This is a genomic window from Escherichia sp. E3659 (assembly GCF_005781135.1).
In the GTDB taxonomy this organism is placed as follows: domain Bacteria; phylum Pseudomonadota; class Gammaproteobacteria; order Enterobacterales; family Enterobacteriaceae; genus Escherichia.
The window spans coordinates 101,749-117,688 of the sequence record NZ_VATQ01000008.1; the positions used below are offsets into that span (position 1 = coordinate 101,749).

16 protein-coding genes and 2 pseudogenes are annotated in these 15,940 nt (G+C 51.2%); 9 read left to right on the forward strand and 9 right to left on the reverse strand.

The genetic code is table 11. The annotated features are described in order from the left end of the window. Window positions 1-14: 14 nt before the first annotated feature. The 4 genes from menB (at window position 15) to pmrD (ending at window position 3,562) form a co-directional block, all read left to right on the forward strand. Complete coding sequence (menB, locus tag FEK47_RS08690; RefSeq protein ID WP_000640002.1) at window positions 15-872, forward strand: 1,4-dihydroxy-2-naphthoyl-CoA synthase; 858 nt, start codon at window positions 15-17, stop codon at window positions 870-872. Next, entirely contained in the window at window positions 872-1,834 is a 963-nt protein-coding gene (gene menC / locus FEK47_RS08695; RefSeq protein WP_135487490.1) for an o-succinylbenzoate synthase, read from the forward strand. Before menB ends, menC begins: the two co-directional genes overlap by 1 nt. After that, window positions 1,831-3,186 carry an o-succinylbenzoate--CoA ligase gene (menE, locus tag FEK47_RS08700; RefSeq protein WP_135487491.1) on the forward strand — a complete coding sequence of 452 codons (1,356 nt, stop codon included), beginning with the start codon at window positions 1,831-1,833 and terminating at the stop codon, window positions 3,184-3,186. Before menC ends, menE begins: the two co-directional genes overlap by 4 nt. 109 nt (window positions 3,187-3,295) lie before the next feature. After that, window positions 3,296-3,562, forward strand: coding sequence for a signal transduction protein PmrD (gene pmrD, locus FEK47_RS08705; protein WP_130216998.1), 267 nt, complete (start codon window positions 3,296-3,298; stop codon window positions 3,560-3,562). On the opposite strand, the gene arnF is transcribed toward pmrD, so the two are convergent. The 7 genes from arnF to arnB are packed head-to-tail and all read right to left on the reverse strand — an operon-like array spanning window position 3,556 to window position 10,906. Next, on the reverse strand, window positions 3,556-3,942 hold the full coding sequence (gene arnF / locus FEK47_RS08710; RefSeq protein ID WP_135487492.1) for a 4-amino-4-deoxy-L-arabinose-phosphoundecaprenol flippase subunit ArnF: 387 nt from the start codon (window positions 3,940-3,942) through the stop codon (window positions 3,556-3,558). The two genes, pmrD and arnF, sit on opposite strands and share 7 nt — an antisense overlap. After that, window positions 3,942-4,277 (reverse strand): 4-amino-4-deoxy-L-arabinose-phosphoundecaprenol flippase subunit ArnE, encoded by a 336-nt coding sequence (gene arnE, locus FEK47_RS08715; protein WP_135487493.1) that lies wholly within the window; start codon window positions 4,275-4,277, stop codon window positions 3,942-3,944. Before arnE ends, arnF begins: the two co-directional genes overlap by 1 nt. Beyond that, complete coding sequence (gene arnT / locus FEK47_RS08720) at window positions 4,274-5,926, reverse strand: lipid IV(A) 4-amino-4-deoxy-L-arabinosyltransferase (protein WP_135487494.1); 1,653 nt, start codon at window positions 5,924-5,926, stop codon at window positions 4,274-4,276. Before arnT ends, arnE begins: the two co-directional genes overlap by 4 nt. Beyond that, on the reverse strand, window positions 5,923-6,816 hold the full coding sequence (gene arnD / locus FEK47_RS08725) for a 4-deoxy-4-formamido-L-arabinose-phosphoundecaprenol deformylase (protein ID WP_135487495.1): 894 nt from the start codon (window positions 6,814-6,816) through the stop codon (window positions 5,923-5,925). The genes arnT and arnD overlap by 4 nt, the downstream gene beginning before the upstream one ends. Then, window positions 6,813-8,795: a bifunctional UDP-4-amino-4-deoxy-L-arabinose formyltransferase/UDP-glucuronic acid oxidase ArnA gene (gene arnA, locus FEK47_RS08730; protein WP_135487496.1), complete on the reverse strand. Its 1,983-nt coding sequence runs from the start codon at window positions 8,793-8,795 to the stop codon at window positions 6,813-6,815. Before arnA ends, arnD begins: the two co-directional genes overlap by 4 nt. Next, window positions 8,795-9,763 (reverse strand): undecaprenyl-phosphate 4-deoxy-4-formamido-L-arabinose transferase, encoded by a 969-nt coding sequence (arnC, locus tag FEK47_RS08735; RefSeq protein WP_130221923.1) that lies wholly within the window; start codon window positions 9,761-9,763, stop codon window positions 8,795-8,797. The genes arnA and arnC overlap by 1 nt, the downstream gene beginning before the upstream one ends. A gap of 3 nt (window positions 9,764-9,766) precedes the next feature. Beyond that, complete coding sequence (gene arnB, locus FEK47_RS08740) at window positions 9,767-10,906, reverse strand: UDP-4-amino-4-deoxy-L-arabinose aminotransferase (RefSeq protein WP_135487497.1); 1,140 nt, start codon at window positions 10,904-10,906, stop codon at window positions 9,767-9,769. A 318-nt stretch (window positions 10,907-11,224) separates the two neighbouring features. On the opposite strand from arnB, the gene ais reads away from it, so the two are divergent. Then, a complete protein-coding gene (ais, locus tag FEK47_RS08745; protein WP_135487498.1) occupies window positions 11,225-11,827 on the forward strand; it encodes a lipopolysaccharide core heptose(II)-phosphate phosphatase Ais in 603 nt (200 codons plus the stop codon). Between the two features lie 38 nt (window positions 11,828-11,865). Here the strand turns inward: ais and nudI are convergent, their stop codons facing one another. Continuing rightward, window positions 11,866-12,291 carry a nucleoside triphosphatase NudI gene (nudI, locus tag FEK47_RS08750; protein ID WP_130217016.1) on the reverse strand — a complete coding sequence of 142 codons (426 nt, stop codon included), beginning with the start codon at window positions 12,289-12,291 and terminating at the stop codon, window positions 11,866-11,868. Window positions 12,292-12,570: 279 nt separating this feature from the next. Here nudI and FEK47_RS08755 point away from each other — a divergent pair, with 279 nt between their 5' ends. The 4 genes and pseudogenes from FEK47_RS08755 to FEK47_RS08770 form a co-directional block, all read left to right on the forward strand. Next, the gene (locus tag FEK47_RS08755; protein ID WP_130207171.1) at window positions 12,571-13,113 is read left to right on the forward strand and encodes a YfaZ family outer membrane protein; all 543 of its coding nucleotides are present in this window, start codon (window positions 12,571-12,573) and stop codon (window positions 13,111-13,113) included. Window positions 13,114-13,212: 99 nt separating this feature from the next. After that, window positions 13,213-14,415, forward strand: coding sequence for a nicotinamide mononucleotide deamidase-related protein YfaY (locus FEK47_RS08760; RefSeq protein WP_135487499.1), 1,203 nt, complete (start codon window positions 13,213-13,215; stop codon window positions 14,413-14,415). A 218-nt stretch (window positions 14,416-14,633) separates the two neighbouring features. Continuing rightward, window positions 14,634-14,783, forward strand: a pseudogene (locus tag FEK47_RS08765) (helix-turn-helix domain-containing protein); the annotation flags it as partial. Continuing rightward, window positions 14,782-14,982: pseudogene (locus FEK47_RS08770) on the forward strand (2-keto-3-deoxy-L-rhamnonate aldolase); the annotation flags it as partial. The pseudogenes FEK47_RS08765 and FEK47_RS08770, both read left to right, overlap by 2 nt. 40 nt (window positions 14,983-15,022) lie before the next feature. On the opposite strand, the gene FEK47_RS08775 reads toward FEK47_RS08770, so the two are convergent. Further along, complete coding sequence (locus FEK47_RS08775) at window positions 15,023-15,925, reverse strand: ISNCY family transposase (protein WP_135487500.1); 903 nt, start codon at window positions 15,923-15,925, stop codon at window positions 15,023-15,025. Window positions 15,926-15,940: the final 15 nt, after the last annotated feature.

Below are 15,940 nucleotides of genomic sequence, written 5' to 3' on the forward strand. Positions count from 1 at the left end.
CTAAAGGACACAATATGATTTATCCTGATGAAGCAATGCTTTACGCACCGGTTGAATGGCACGACTGCTCCGAAGGTTTCGAGGACATTCGTTATGAAAAATCCACCGACGGTATCGCAAAAATCACCATTAATCGTCCGCAGGTGCGCAATGCCTTCCGTCCTCTGACGGTAAAAGAGATGATCCAGGCACTGGCAGATGCGCGTTATGACGATAACGTCGGCGTGATCATTCTGACTGGCGCAGGCGATAAAGCGTTCTGCTCCGGTGGTGACCAGAAAGTGCGTGGTGATTACGGCGGCTATAAAGATGATTCCGGCGTACATCACTTGAACGTGCTGGACTTCCAGCGTCAGATCCGTACCTGTCCGAAACCGGTTGTCGCGATGGTGGCTGGCTACTCCATCGGCGGCGGTCACGTTCTGCACATGATGTGCGACCTGACTATCGCGGCAGATAATGCCATCTTCGGTCAGACTGGCCCGAAAGTCGGTTCCTTCGACGGCGGCTGGGGCGCTTCCTACATGGCTCGCATCGTCGGACAGAAAAAAGCGCGTGAAATCTGGTTCCTGTGCCGTCAGTACGACGCAAAACAGGCGCTGGATATGGGCCTTGTAAACACCGTGGTGCCGCTGGCGGATCTGGAAAAAGAGACCGTCCGCTGGTGCCGCGAAATGCTGCAAAACAGCCCGATGGCGCTGCGTTGCCTGAAAGCGGCACTGAACGCCGACTGTGACGGTCAGGCAGGTCTGCAGGAACTGGCGGGTAACGCCACCATGCTGTTCTACATGACGGAAGAAGGTCAGGAAGGTCGCAACGCTTTCAACCAGAAACGTCAGCCTGATTTCAGCAAATTTAAACGGAATCCGTAATGCGTAGCGCGCAGGTATACCGCTGGCAGATCCCCATGGACGCGGGGGTGGTTCTGCGCGACAGGCGGTTAAAAACCCGCGACGGGCTATACGTCTGCCTGCGTGAGGGCGAGCGCGAAGGGTGGGGGGAGATCTCCCCACTGCCGGGCTTCAGTCAGGAAACCTGGGAAGAGGCGCAAAGTGTGCTGCTTGCCTGGGTAAATAACTGGCTGGCAGGCGATTGCGAATTACCGCAGATGCCTTCCGTCGCCTTTGGCGTGAGCTGCGCGCTGGCTGAACTGGCAGATACGCTCCCGCAGGCGGCCAATTACCGTGCTGCACCGTTGTGTAATGGCGATCCGGACGATCTGATCCTCAAACTTGCCGATATGCCTGGCGAGAAAGTGGCGAAGGTCAAAGTGGGATTGTACGAAGCCGTGCGCGACGGCATGGTGGTCAATCTTTTGCTGGAGGCAATTCCGGATCTGCATTTGCGTCTTGACGCGAACCGCGCCTGGACGCCGCTGAAAGGCCAGCAGTTTGCCAAATACGTTAACCCGGATTATCGCCACCGCATCGCGTTTCTCGAAGAGCCGTGCAAAACCCGCGATGATTCGCGTGCGTTTGCCCGTGAAACCGGTATTGCCATTGCCTGGGATGAAAGCCTGCGCGAGCCGGATTTTGCCTTTGTGGCGGAAGAGGGCGTGCGTGCGGTGGTGATCAAACCCACGCTCACGGGCAGCCTGGAGAAAGTCCGCGAGCAGGTGCAGGCGGCGCACGCGCTGGGGCTGACGGCGGTGATCAGTTCTTCCATTGAGTCGAGCTTAGGCTTAACGCAACTGGCGCGGATTGCTGCCTGGTTAACGCCAGACACCATTCCGGGGCTGGATACGCTGGATCTGATGCAGGCGCAGCAGGTTCGTCGCTGGCCGGGTAGCCCGCTGCCATTAGTGGAAGTTGATGCACTGGAGCGGCTGTTATGATCTTCTCTGACTGGCCGTGGCGTCACTGGCGGCAGGTGCGGGGAGAAGCCATTGCCTTACGTCTTAATGACGAGCCACTCAACTGGTGCGAGCTTTGTGCTCGCGTCGATGAATTAGCCTCCGGTTTTGCTGCGCAGGGTGTGGTTGCGGGCAGCGGCGTAATGTTGCGGGCGTGGAATACGCCGCAAACGCTGCTCGCCTGGCTGGCGTTACTGCAATGCGGGGCGCGGGTGCTGCCCGTGAATCCACAACTGCCGCAACCGTTGCTTGAAGAATTGCTGCCAAATCTCACTCTGCAATTTGCGCTGGTGTCGGAAGGGGAAAACACGTTTCCGGCGTTAACATCGCTGCATATTCAGGCGGTCGAAGGCGTACATGCCGCCGTGTGGCAGCCGACACGTCTTTGCTCGATGACATTGACCTCCGGCTCCACTGGCTTGCCAAAAGCCGCAGTTCATACTTATCAGGCCCATCTTGCCAGTGCCGAAGGGGTGTTATCGCTGATCTCATTTGGCGATCACGATGACTGGCTGCTCTCTTTGCCGCTGTTTCACGTCTCCGGTCAGGGAATTATGTGGCGCTGGTTATACGCTGGTGCGCGGATGACGGTACGCGATAAACAACCGCTGGAGCAAATGCTGGCAGGTTGTACTCACGCATCGTTGGTGCCGACGCAGCTCTGGCGTTTGCTGGTTAACCGTAGTTCAGTTTCCCTGAAAGCGGTGTTACTTGGCGGCGCGGCGATCCCGGTCGAGTTGACGGAACAGGCGCGCGAGCAGGGGATTCGCTGCTTTTGTGGCTATGGTCTGACGGAGTTCGCTTCCACGGTTTGCGCGAAAGAAGCGGACGGCCTGGCTGACGTCGGCTCGCCGCTGCCGGGTCGGGAAGTGAAAATCGTTAACGATGAAGTGTGGCTGCGGGCTGCCAGTATGGCAGAAGGCTACTGGCGTAACGGGCAACTGGTGCCGCTGGTGAATGACGAAGGCTGGTACGCCACGCGCGATCGCGGTGAGATGCATAATGGCAAGCTGACCATTGTCGGACGTTTAGACAATCTGTTCTTCAGTGGTGGCGAAGGCATTCAGCCAGAAGAAGTCGAACGTGTGATTGCTGCACATCCTGCGGTTTTGCAGGTGTTTATCGTCCCCGTTGCCGACCACGAGTTTGGTCATCGTCCGGTAGCGGTGGTGGAGTATGACCAGCAAAGCGTTGATCTTAGCGAATGGGTGAAAGATAAGCTGGCGCGTTTTCAACAACCGGTGCGTTGGCTAACGCTGCCGCCTGAATTGAAAAACGGAGGCATTAAGATTTCACGTCAGGCGCTAAAAGAGTGGGTGCAACGCCTGCAATAATTAACCATCCGTTTCACTTCTCATTTTTACCATTCCATTGCCATTGATAATGAGTTTATATGTTAATCTGTAAATTAATGTGAAAATTCTTATCCGGCAGGGAGGTGCAATGGAGTGGTTAGTAAAAAAGACGTGTTGCGGCGCGGCGAAAAATCGTCACGTATTGGTCCTTAGTGATACCAGTGGTGCTCTCAAAATGATTGCCGAAGTGTGCAATGATGTCATTGTTCAGCCTGGTGATTTACTCTCACCGCTACAGGATGCTATGTACTGTATTAACCGGGATACACAACGCACAATTAAAGTTATTGATGCCCGAAGCTACAGTGGCGAAGAGTGGGAGAATGTACGCAAAATGGCCAGAAATCGTCAGTGATTTTTATTTCGAACTGGCAGGAAAATCAGCGTTAATCCACCCATAATACAGGCCACTCCAAGCAGTGCCTTCACAGAAAAAGTCCCTTCCCAGCCGGGAAGTACTATTGATGCAATCCATACCAGTACATAACTCACACTCAGCAAAGTATAGGCTTTGCTGAGTGTGAGTTGATGAAGTGTTTTGTACCAACAAAAAACGGAAAGCAGATAACCCAGTAGCCCGATCAACAGCATCCGGGCATCCAGGCCAAAAGCCAAAAGCGCAGCGATAAAATCCCACAACTGCGTCATCGGTGGTAGATGACTTGCTGCAAAACCGAGGCTTAATTGTGCAGCAGAAGCAATAATGACGCTGAATAATCCCCACATCAGGCCCATTACACCGTGCTCCCCAAAATCACAATGCCGCCAATAATGAAGGCCACCCCACACCAGTGACGAAAAGACACTGGTTCGTGCCACAGTTTTATCGCAGCCAGCGTCACCCAGACAAAATTCAGACTCAACATTGGGTAAGCAATGCCTACCGGTACGTTCTGCAATACCAGCAGCCAGAGCAGCATTGCCAGCCCCAGACAAACCAAAGCCAGCCCCAGCCACAGCGCGATATGTTTACGCCGTTTGTTTATCGCCACAAAGCTCGTCGCTTGTTTCTGGCAGAGTTGCCCGGCAACACTAAGCAAGCTGGCAAACACTAATATCAGCCAGATCATTTAGGCCGATACTGAAAGAGCACCAGACGTCCCTGATGATCGGTGGCGTCTGCAGGTGGAATGGGGAGACTGTTAATGTCTTCATCGTGGTCAACCGAAAGTACGAGAGTAATAATCCCCTCCTGACGATGCTTATTAAGCCAGTTGGCGAAATCATCACCGCTGACAAATCTGCCTTTCGCATCCGGGTAGTTAAGGCCATATTTCAACTCACCCGTCTGACGATACATGATGATGTCATTGCGTTGCAGACTCCATGCCAGACCTGCGGCAACGCCGACGCTATCAGTAAGAATATAGCGGCTCGGCTGAAGTGATTCTTGCGTCATCTCGACAAAAAATTGCGGATGTTTGCCTTCCATAATTCTGTCAGGAATCGCAATTCCCACGAGCAACGCCAGCCCTAACGGGCAAAGTGCCGCAAAAGGCCAGTTTTTTTCAATGTTCGTTAATGTGTACCAGCCGAAAAATGCCCATAGCGAAAAAATCGACCATGCGCAAAAGACTTTATAGATTTCGAAAGTTTGCCAGACTGGCGTACTCATTGGTCCCCAGGGAGAGACAACAAACGTGGCAATAATGCCAGTAACGCCAAATGCGATGTTAATCCAGCCATTAATTCGCAACGCCAGAGGATTATTTTTTGCTGCCTGCAACGCGTAATACGCCATCAACATCGCTAAAGGTGCAAAGCAGGAGAGAATATAGGTGGGTAATTTACCTTTGGCGATGGAGAAAAACAGCAGTGGCATCACCGTCCAGCTCAACAAATAGACGGTTGCGGAATGATTGCGGTTTTTCCAGCCCGCACACAGTGCGCCGGGGAGTAATCCCAGCCATGGCAGGCTACCGGCAATGATGACAGGCAAGTAGTACCAGAACGGGGCTTTATGTTGGGCATCAGCCATCGCAAAGCGTTGAATATGCTCAACCCAGAAAAAATAGTGCCAGAAGTCAGGCTCCCGTTGCGCTATTGCTAACCCCCAGGGGAGAACCGTCAGTACACAACTGATGATTGCCAGCCAGCCGTAAATAAAGAAATCTCTCCAGCGTTTTTGCATCGCCACCCACGGCAGCACGCTGAATACCGGCACGGCGAGGGCGAGAAAACCTTTGGTCATTACCCCCATACCGCAGGTGATTCCCAGCAGTAAAAATCCCGTGCTTTTGCCTTTCCACGTTTGCGCATCCATTGCCAACCAGAAGCTACACATTCCCGCCACCAGCCAGAATGCAATAAACGGATCGAGCACGGCGTAAGTGCCGATGGCGTAGACAATAAGCAGCGAGAGATAAATCACAGCGGCGAGTAGTGCCAGACGTTTATCGCGCCATAAGCGTAGAGTAAACCAGGTCACCAGCGCGGCGGTTAACAGAGTCGCAAAGATAACGCCTGCCCGAACACCAAAGTTATTCGCGCCAAATAACCATTGCCCAATACTGTTAATCCAGTATCCGGCAATGGGTTTTTCGAAATAACGTAGCCCTAACAGATGGGGCACAATCCAGTCGCCGGAAGCCAGCATTTCCCGACTGATTTCCGCATAACGCGTTTCATCAGGTTGCCATAGCAGGCGATAATTAATCGGCAAGAGATAATAGACGGTAATAAACGCAAAGAATGCTGCGTAATAGCGAATGGATTTCATGGACGAGTTCCCGCAACTTGTTGGCAACCCAGCCAGCCTTCGCGTCCAGCGATTCTTCCACGCACCACATGTCCGAGCGGCAACGTCTCCGGCAGCAGCTCGCCTAATGGACAAAACGTAATGCCTTCACGGGCGGCACGCTTCAGGAGATCAACAAAATCAGGATGATAAACACAACCTTCAACTTCAGCATGGATGGTATAAACCGGCGTCCCTTTATCTCGCAGGATGCGGTTGAGTAGCCAGCCGTTAAAATCTTGCGCTTTCACATCCCGACCAATCACTTCATCCCAGGTGGGTAATGTCACCGGGATTTGCGCAGTGCCGGGTTTTCCTGATTCGAGCAAGGGACGAAACGGCATCGCCCCACGACAATCGCTGTTGTAACGCAAATGGAACGCTTCTTTTGCTTCGATCACCTGTTGGTCGGCACGCCAGCCAGCGGCAGCGGAGCAGGTTATCGGTTGGCCGATAATCTCTTCCAGGGTGCGAAGGCCGCGTGCAATATCGTCGACCATCGTTTGCCGATCCCAGTTGCCGCTATGGGCTTGCCAGGCGTGGTGATCCCAGGCGTGCAGGCCGACTTCGTGGTATTTAGCCGCTTCACGAATGATATCGGCATTGGCATGACCAATCTCTTTTCCTGGCCATGCCGTACCTGCCAGTAAAATATCCCAGCCATAAAGCGATGCCGCGTTTGAGCGCAGCATCTTCCACAAAAACTGTGGCTTCACCAGTCGCCAGAGATGGCGGCCCATATTGTCCGGGCCGACGCTGAAAAAAATGCTGGCCTGAATATTATACTTACTTAAGGTTTCCAGCAGACGTGGCACCCCTTCGCGGGTGCCACGAAAAGTATCGACATCAATACGTAAACCTACTTTGGTCATGATGACTTATCCGTAAGATCGACAGTGCGCAGGAAGAAATCCAGCGTTTCATCGATGGTTTCCTGCATATCAATTTTCGGTTCCCAGCCGAGGCAACGGCGGGCATTGCGGATGCTCGGTTTACGATGTGCCACGTCCTGATATCCTTTGCCGTAGTAACTGCTACTTTCGACAACGCGAAAGCCCGCAAACGGTGGGAAGTGATGGCGCAGCGGATGTTTTTCGAAGCTCGCCAGCAGCATCTCGCCCAGCTCCTCAATGCTCGCTTCGTTATCGGGATTGCCAATGTTGATAATTTCGCCGTCGCAGCGATTTCCCGCATTTTCGATAATGCGGTATAACGCCTCGATACCATCCCGAATATCAGTAAAGCAGCGTTTTTGTTTTCCGCCATCAATCAGCTTAATCGGTGAACCTTCTACCAGATTGAGAATGAGTTGCGTAATCGCGCGTGAGCTACCAATTCGCGCCGCATTAAGGTTATCCAGTCGTGGCCCCATCCAGTTAAACGGGCGGAAGAGGGTGAACTGCAACCCCTCTTTTTCGCCATAGGCCCAGATGACCCGATCAAGTAATTGTTTTGACACCGAATAAATCCAGCGTGGTTTATTCACCGGGCCGACGATTAAATTAGAATGGTCCTCATCGAAGTATTTATCGCTACACATCCCATAAACTTCTGAAGTCGACGGGAAGATGATTCGCTTACGGTACTTCACGCAATAACGGATAATGCGCAGATTCTCTTCAAAATCGAGTTCAAATACGCGCAGCGGGTTGCGGGTATATTCAATCGGCGTGGCTATCGCCACCAGCGGCAAGACGACATCACATTTTTTGACGTGATACTCAATCCATTCGGAATGAATACTGATATCGCCTTCAACAAAATGAAAATGCGGATGATTCAGAAAACGGCTTATCGCGTCGCTGCCAATATCCAGACCGTAAACTTCATAGTGATCTTCGCGCAGCAGGCGTTCTGTCAAATGGTTACCGATAAAACCATTTACCCCGAGGATTAACACCCGGGTACGGCGTCGGGCGGCGCAGGCAGGCTGGCTATTCAAGCGTGAACCTTGCACCAGCCCCAGCGTCTGGGCTAATTGTGAGCCTTGCATGGTAATGCCGTCGCCCGCCTGTCCGGTGACGATTTCCAGCGCGCCATCGCCACAGGCAATCAGCAACGGCGCAACAGAAATCACGCTTCCCGGCTGCGATGCGGATGTATGAGGATGTACGCGTGACGACCAGACGGTAAATTTTTGATTACCAACATAGCTGAAGGCACCTGGCCACGGATCGGCGACGGCGCGGACCATGTTATGCAATACGGCTGCCGGTTTGTGCCACTCGAGGAAGCTGTCTTCTGGTGTTCTGCGACCAAAACAGGTGGCTTCGTTCTCGCGTTGGGCTATTTCCAGAATCTTACCGTGTTTAATGGCGGGTAACGTCTGTTCCAGCAACTGACGCGCGGCATGGCACAATTTATGATGCAGCGTAATGGCGATATCATCTGGCGCAATGGCAACGCGCAGTTGGGCAACAATGGCCCCGGCATCGGCACGTTTAACCATTCGGTGCAATGTAACGCCCGTTTCCGTTTCACCATTCACCAGCACCCAGTTCAGCGGCGCGCGACCACGATATTTTGGTAACAGCGAACCATGCAGATTAAATGCACCTGCGGGAGCGAGCTGCAAAATCTCATCGCTAATGAGATGGCGATAATAAAAAGAGAAAATCACCTCTGGTGACAGTTGGGCAATGCGTTCCACCCACAGCGGATGATTAATGTTATCCGGCGCGTAAACCGGAATGCCTCTTTCCGCCGCCAGGCGAGCGACTGAACCATAAAAGGCTTTTTCGCCAGGATTATCAGTATGGGTAAAAATGGCGCTAATTTCGTAACCGGCAGCCAGCAGGGCTTCAATACCGAGGCATCCCATATCGTGGTAGGCAAAAACGACGGTTTTCATTATTCATTTTCCTTGCTGGATGGACGGATAACTTGCTGAACAAAATAGCGGGGGCGGGCGCGGACATCGGTGTAGATCCTGCCAATATATTCACCGAGCAATCCCATGCCGATAAACTGAGCGCCAATAAAAGTAAACAGCACGGCAAATAGCATAAAGACGCCTTCTGCCGCCCATTGTGGTCCGAAGGTCAGGCGTAAAATCACCAGCAGTACCGCAATGCTGAAACCCCCAATCGCAATCACGCTGCCGAGAAGACTCAGCATACGTAGCGGCGTAGTCGTGAGGCAGGTCACCAGGTCGTACATCAAATTAATCAGGCGCATAAAGCTGTATTTAGATTCGCCATACTCACGCTCGGCATGATGCACCGGAATTTCAATAGCGCGGCGAGCGAAGATATTCGCCAGAATCGGGATAAAGGTGCTGCGTTCATGGCAGTGCAACATGGCATCGATAATATGACGGCGATAGGCGCGTAACATACAGCCATAGTCGCCCATCGCTTTGCCGGTGGTGCGCTGAATAAGCCGGTTAATCATCTTCGAAGCGGTTTTACGAAACCAGGTATCCTGGCGATTCTGGCGCACAGTACCCACTACGTCGTAACCTTCATCGGCTTTTTCTACCAGACGGGGGATCTCCTCAGGCGGATTCTGGAGATCGGCATCGAGGGTAATAATTAAGTCGCCGGTAACGTGGCTGAAACCTGCCATGATCGCCGAATGCTGTCCGTAATTACGATTAAGCAAAATAGACACGATGTGGCTGCCCTCTGCTTGTGAGGCATCGACGAGCATTTGTGCGGAATTATCGCTACTGCCGTCATCAATCAGCAGGATCTCATACTCTTTCCCCAGCGTTTCGCAGGCTGCGGTGGTGCGCCTGATTAATTCCGGTAAGCTTTCCTGCTCGTTATAAACGGGAATAACCACCGAGACTTTCTTAACAGGGTGGATTTCAAACATGGCTTATTGTCCTGCGAGTTGCTGAAGGGCAGCGATGACGCGGTCGGCATCGGCGGTGGTCATATCTGGAAAAAGCGGCAACGAACAGATGCGTTCGCTGTTCCATTCGGTATTCGGTAACGACAGCGTGGGAAAACGCTCGCGATAATATTTTTGCGTGTGAGCAGCGCGGAAATGTAACCCGGTGCCAATGCCTCTTTCTTTTAACGCTTCCATCAACGCATCGCGACTGATACCACAACGTTGTTCATCGACACGAATAATAAACAGATGCCAGGCGTGAACGTGCGGCCAGGCGGGAAGGCTTAATGGCTGAAAGGGGAGAGCTGCCAGTGCTTGCTGATATTGCAGGGCAATTTCCCGACGACGGGTGTTGAGTTGCTCTAATTTTGCTAACTGTGTCAGGGCAATCGCGGCGTTAATATCGGTCAGATTGTACTTATAGCCCGGCGTTAATACTTCTGCCTGCGGTGCGCGGCCCCAGGTTTGCCTGTCATATGCATCGACACCCAGACCGTGAAATTTCAGCATCCGTAGCTGGCGGGCGAGGTTTTCATTATCAGTAACAATCAGGCCGCCTTCTGCACAGGTAATATTTTTGATGGCGTGAAACGAAAAAATAGCGGTACCTTTCGCGCCAATATGTCGACCTTTGTAATACGTACCGACGGCATGGGCGGCATCTTCGATAACTGCGATGCCGTAACGTTCGCCAATGGCGCGAATGGCGTCAATATCTGCTGGCGCACCGGCATAATGCACTGGAATGATGGCTTTGGTACGCGGCGTAATGGCTGCTTCGATCGCTTCAGGCGTGACCATCAGCATATCGCTGTCGACATCTACCATTACCGGCGTAGCGCCCAACAAAGAAATCATATTGAGGGTTGATACCCAGGTCAGAGAAGGCGTGATCACTTCATCGCCAGCACCTATCTCCAGCGCCATCAGCGTGATATGCATTCCGGCTGTGGCTGAACTGACCGCGATGGCATGTTGATTTCCCGTCAACTGGCAAAAGGCTTGTTCAAGCGCCTGATTCTTCGGACCTGTGGTGATCCATCCAGATTCGAGAACATCTTTAACCGCAGTGAGTTCTTCCACACCCATTGCCGGACGTGAAAAGGGCAAAAAATCTGACATTATTATTCCTTCGGCCATTGAATACTTTCCCCATCTATTCACTAATATTTGTTATAGGGAGCGTTATATGTATTTTGCCATTTGGAGTGAAATTCTAAGGGTAGAATATTAATTTAACCTTAAGGAACTAATATAGTACTTACATATTATTTTTTTTCGTTTTTTTAGCTTGTTCGGGCTTTTCATTTGACAAGATTTAAGGCATTTTGCGTGCATCGTAATGTTTTAATACTATCCCCAGCCCCTATTTGCCGGTGAAAATATTATTTGTTTTCACGGTCATTTAGCTGGCTACGCGTGTCTATAGGTGGAGCTTAGGTGTTAGCTTTTTGTCGGACTTCGATGAAGTCTAAAAAATATATCTTCATTTTACTGGTGCTTGCTGTAATTGCCGGGTTGGGTAGTCATGCTGCCTGGAGTAGCAATGGGTTGCCACGAATCGACAATAAAACGTTGGCCAGGCTGGCGCAGCAGCACCCGGTGGTGGTTCTGTTTCGCCATGGAGAACGCTGCGATCGTTCCTCCAGTCAATGCTTGTCAGACAAAACAGGTATTACGGTAAATGGCTCTCAGGATGCGCGTGAACTGGGCAAAGCCTTCAGCGCAGATATCCCTGATTTCGATCTTTATTCCAGTAATACCGTTCGGACTATTCAGTCGGCAACCTGGTTTTCTGCGGGCAAAAAACTGACGGTAGATAAACGACTGTTACAATGTGGTAATGAGATTTATAGCGCAATTAAAGACTTACAAAGTAAAGCGCCTGATAAAAATATTGTTATCTTCACCCACAACCACTGTCTGACGTATATCGCGAAAGATAAACGTAACGTGACATTTAAACCAGATTATCTGGATGGACTGGTGATGCATGTGGAAAACGGTAAAGTTTTACTGGATGGGGAATTTGTCAATCACTGATCTTTGAATCTGACAGCCAGTAATGGCTGTCATCACTATCACAGAAGACCCTTCAAATGTAATGTTTTCTGGGTAGCAACATTCAAATCGTATTGCGCCAGATCTTCTGGTTTTACCCACGCGTATTCCTGAAACTCTTCGTTTATTTTCACTTCACGGTTGGCAGAAACGCAGTCAAAGATCAGGTAAATCATATAAATCTCTTCCTTACGACCATCTGCATACGTCTTAGTGCGAATATCATCGCTGAAAGTCCACGGAGTTATGTCAGTAAGAATCAGTTGCTCGCCTAACTCTTCTCTGATTTCACGGCGTAATGCTTCTTCAATACGTTCGCCAGGTTCCACGCCACCACCCGAAAGCGCCCATTGACCCGGGAAAACGCCGCGATCGTCAGCCATTTTACATAGCAGATAAGCACCATCATTTTGAATCAAAGGGCAAACAATAGTCCGTTGTCGCACAGGGATGTTCCTTATAATCGAAAATAAACCAAGAGAATACGGCAACTCATAAATATGCGAAAGTGACATTAGTCTCTTTTGCGATGATAACTGCGCTGATTATTATTTTGGTTTATAACGTAAATCATGTTTATTTTTTCGGCGTTAAATTATTTGAGAAGTATTTAGTTACAATAAGTTAGCAGATCACTTTTTTCGCGCATTGAATCCTCTGCGTCAGGCAGTACAATCCCGCAGCTTTGGGGAATGTTGATTATCTTCTTGCGGAAAAAGGTAAAAATGAAAAAATTTGCGCTACCAGTTCTGGCTGGAATGCTGTTGGTTTCTGCATCGGCAAATGCGATAAGCATCAGCGGCCAGGCAGGTAAGGAATACACCAATATTGGCGTCGGTTTCGGGACCGAGTCTACGGGACTGGCGTTAAGCGGTAACTGGACACATAACGACGACGACGGTGATGTCGCGGGCGTGGGGCTGGGCCTGAATCTTCCTCTGGGGCCGTTAATGGCAACTGTAGGTGGGAAAGGTGTTTATACCAACCCGAATTACGGCGATGAAGGTTATGCGGCGGCAGTCGGTGGTGGTTTACAGTGGCAAATTGGTGACAGCTTCCGTCTGTTTGGCGAGTATTATTACTCTCCGGATTCGCTCTCCAGCGGTATTCAAAGTTATGAAGAAGCGAATGCTGGCGCGCGTTACACCATTATGCGTCCAGTCAGTATTGAGGCAGGCTACCGTTATCTGAACCTGTCGGGGAAAGACGGCAATCGCGATAATGCCGTGGCCGACGGCCCTTATGTCGGGGTTAACGCCAGCTTCTGATACCTTCCGGCGCGGCGTTCTGTCGCGCCTTTCAGTTTCTTACTACGCCTTATCTCCCTTTGCGTTATAGTGATTCGATAACAAAAGCAGGAGATAACCATGTTAAAAGTGGAAATGCTATCCACCGGGGATGAGGTGTTACACGGGCAAATCGTTGACACGAATGCAGCCTGGCTGGCCGACTTTTTCTTTCATCAGGGCTTGCCGCTATCTCGCCGTAATACGGTGGGCGATAACCTTGAAGATTTAGTCACCATTCTTCGTGAGCGCAGTCAGCACGCCGATGTGCTGATCGTCAACGGCGGACTGGGGCCAACCAGCGATGATTTAAGCGCGCTCGCTGCTGCGACAGCAAAAGGTGAAGGTCTGGTGCTACATGAAGCCTGGCTTAAAGAGATGGAACGCTATTTCCACGAACGTGGACGAGTAATGGCACCGAGCAACCGTAAACAAGCGGAGCTGCCTGCCAGTGCTGAATTTATCAATAACCCGGTAGGCACCGCCTGTGGTTTTGCCGTGCAGCTTAATCGTTGCCTGATGTTCTTTACCCCCGGCGTACCGTCAGAATTTAAGGTGATGGTCGAGCACGAAATCCTGCCGCGCCTGCGCGAGCGTTTTTCTTTACCGCAGCCGCCGGTTTGCCTGCGTTTGACTACCTTTGGTCGTTCGGAAAGCGATCTGGCACACAGCCTGGACACTCTACAACTGCCGCCGGGCGTAACAATGGGCTATCGCTCCTCAATGCCGATCATCGAACTGAAACTTACTGGACCGGCAAGCGAGCAACAGGCGATGGAAAAACTGTGGCTGGACGTTAAACGTGTTGCCGGACAGAGCGTGATTTTCGAAGGCACCGAAGGACTGCCAGCGCAGATCAGTCGCGAATTGCAAAACCGCCAGTTCAGTCTGACGTTGAGCGAGCAATTCACTGGTGGTTTATTGGCTTTGCAACTTTCTCGCGCAGGTGCTCCATTGCTGGCGTGTGAAGTGGTTCCTTCACAGGAAGAAACCCTGGCACAAACCGCGCACTGGATCACAGAGCGGCGGGCCAACCATTTTGCCGGGCTGGCACTGGCTGTTTCAGGTTTCGAGAACGAACATCTCAACTTTGCGCTAGCCACGCCGGACGGCACTTATGCTCTGCGCGTACATTTCAGCGCCACGCGTTACAGTCTGGCTATTCGTCAGGAAGTGTGTGCAATGATGGCGCTTAATATGCTGCGCCGTTGGCTGAACGGTCAGGACATCGCCAGCGAGCATGGCTGGATTGAGGTTGTTGAGTCCATGACCTTATCCGTCTGATTCAGTCACGCTGTGCCGGTTTACTGCACCGGCACATTCCTCTCCTGCAAAATTTGTCCAACCTGTTGTACTCAATAAGAAAAAATCCGTGCGCTGATTCACAAATTTGTGCGTAATTTCTCCAGTCCGCTGGACGAGAAACGGGATTTGATGCGCTTCACAATTTTACTCACCCTGAGCGACGAGACTGATTCCAGTATCTAAGACTGGAGTCCAGTATGTTGGAATCAAGCAAAGTTCCCGCCCTGACACGGGCTATTGATATTCTCAATTTGATTGCCCGCATTGGCCCCTGTAGTGCTGCAACGATCATCGACACATTGGGGATCCCGAAAAGTACGGCCTATCTGTTGCTTAACGAACTTAAGCATTCGGCGGATCCGCGCTGCGGGTAAAGTGGCTGGTTTTCTGGCTGTGGCTCCTGATAAATCGCAGCAATGCCTGGCGTGGGGAGCGAACTTTGTCGCTGTTGGCGTTGACACGATGCTCTATAGCGATGCCCTGGATCAACGACTGGCGATGTTTAAATCAGGCAAAAATGGGCCACGCATAAAAGGTAGTTATTGATATCAAAGGCCCATGGGGATAGCTTGTGGGCCTGTGTTAATTAGTGGTTATTCGCTGCCAGATCGTCTTCGCTTAGCTGGGTGGCTGCGAGCACCAGGTCACGATCAATGCCCTGTTCCAGCATGCGCAAAGCAATTTTAATGGCTTGTTCATGCATACCCTCCTGCCAGCCAATTTGATGCCCTTCCTGCCGTAGCCGTTCAGCAATAGTCATCAATCTCTCCTTTTGTAGTGGTGAACGTTCGGCAATTTCCTCAATAAAGCGGGTGAAACGGGAGGTATCGCCGCATTGCAGTAGATAATTAAACAGCGTTTGCACCTGGCTGTCATTAGTGAAGCCCCTAACCAAAAGCGTGGTGATCCTGTCGACCAGACCGATTAAATCGCGCTCGCGAATATGCTTTTGAATCAGTTCCAGCAGAGCTATACGCCGATGTTGCATGATCTCATCGTCAGGTACGATGGTGATATCCACCAACGGAAAAGCTTCGGTGTACAACTGCCGGGCAAGCTGCGGGTCGTCAAATTCATCCAGCCAGTTAAGTGAATATGGGTAGGGCGAGGTTTCGCCATGATAAAACAGCATTGGCACTACCAGAGGGACTCTGTCATAGCCTTTGTCCAGATGGCGCTGCATGACGGCAGTGGCATAACGCATCAGTCGAAAGGCCATGTTTTTTTCCGCAGTACTCTGATGCTCAATCACGCAGTAGATATAACCTTCGCCGTCGGTGGTTTCTACCGACCACAAAACATCCGAGTAGTAAGCGCGTAAACTTTTTTCAATAAAACTGGTGGGTTCCAGGCGTAAGGTTTGCAGGTTGCAAAGCTTACGTAGCGGTTCCGGCAGGTGTATTTCCAGAAAACCCCGTGCGGTTTCGGGTGTGAACATAAAGGTTTTAAACACCGCATCATGCGGGGAGGATGTTGTTGATTCGGTCATGGTTGTCCGTCACCT

Bases quoted from the DNA above. Each gene is read 5' to 3' on its own strand.
- menB (WP_000640002.1), top strand. From the start codon at position 15: ATGATTTATCCTGATGAAGCAATGCTTTACGCACCGGTTGAATGGCAC.
- menC (WP_135487490.1), top strand. From the start codon at position 872: ATGCGTAGCGCGCAGGTATACCGCTGGCAGATCCCCATGGACGCGGGG.
- menE (WP_135487491.1), top strand. From the start codon at position 1,831: ATGATCTTCTCTGACTGGCCGTGGCGTCACTGGCGGCAGGTGCGGGGA.
- pmrD (WP_130216998.1), top strand. From the start codon at position 3,296: ATGGAGTGGTTAGTAAAAAAGACGTGTTGCGGCGCGGCGAAAAATCGT.
- arnF (WP_135487492.1), bottom strand. From the start codon at position 3,942: ATGGGCCTGATGTGGGGATTATTCAGCGTCATTATTGCTTCTGCTGCA.
- arnE (WP_135487493.1), bottom strand. From the start codon at position 4,277: ATGATCTGGCTGATATTAGTGTTTGCCAGCTTGCTTAGTGTTGCCGGG.
- arnT (WP_135487494.1), bottom strand. From the start codon at position 5,926: ATGAAATCCATTCGCTATTACGCAGCATTCTTTGCGTTTATTACCGTC.
- arnD (WP_135487495.1), bottom strand. From the start codon at position 6,816: ATGACCAAAGTAGGTTTACGTATTGATGTCGATACTTTTCGTGGCACC.
- arnA (WP_135487496.1), bottom strand. From the start codon at position 8,795: ATGAAAACCGTCGTTTTTGCCTACCACGATATGGGATGCCTCGGTATT.
- arnC (WP_130221923.1), bottom strand. From the start codon at position 9,763: ATGTTTGAAATCCACCCTGTTAAGAAAGTCTCGGTGGTTATTCCCGTT.
- arnB (WP_135487497.1), bottom strand. From the start codon at position 10,906: ATGTCAGATTTTTTGCCCTTTTCACGTCCGGCAATGGGTGTGGAAGAA.
- FEK47_RS08755 (WP_130207171.1), top strand. From the start codon at position 12,571: ATGAAAAAATTTGCGCTACCAGTTCTGGCTGGAATGCTGTTGGTTTCT.
- FEK47_RS08760 (WP_135487499.1), top strand. From the start codon at position 13,213: ATGTTAAAAGTGGAAATGCTATCCACCGGGGATGAGGTGTTACACGGG.
- FEK47_RS08775 (WP_135487500.1), bottom strand. From the start codon at position 15,925: ATGACCGAATCAACAACATCCTCCCCGCATGATGCGGTGTTTAAAACC.